Consider the following 301-nt stretch of genomic DNA (forward strand, 5'->3'; position numbering starts at 1 on the left):
GATATGCACGCTGATCGCCGCCGGGCTCTTGTGCAGCTGCTCGGCTGCGGCCTTGAACCTACCGCTGCGCGCTACCGCATGGAAGGTACGCACCAGCTCGATATCGAGAACGCCATTCATACTTCACCAAAACCGAATCACTGATTCAATACATTTTGATTTATTAGATTATCCGCATTCCTTAGCCTGTGCATACACCCTTCATCCCCTGGATTGTCATGCCTGGCCAACACGCGATGCGCATCTGGCACAAAACCATTCCCCTGCTGCTGCTCGAAGCGGGGCTGGTGGTGGCCTGGAG

Annotated in this window: 1 protein-coding gene; it reads right to left on the reverse strand. The window is 55.1% G+C overall.

Going from position 1 to position 301, the window contains the following annotated elements:
* A partial coding sequence (locus AC0IYH_RS30755; RefSeq protein WP_471837953.1) for a LysR family transcriptional regulator occupies positions 1-120 on the reverse strand: 120 nt, incomplete at its 3' end.
* Between the last annotated feature and the right edge of the window lie 181 nt (positions 121-301).

Source organism: Pseudomonas sp. AC463 (assembly GCF_979253585.1).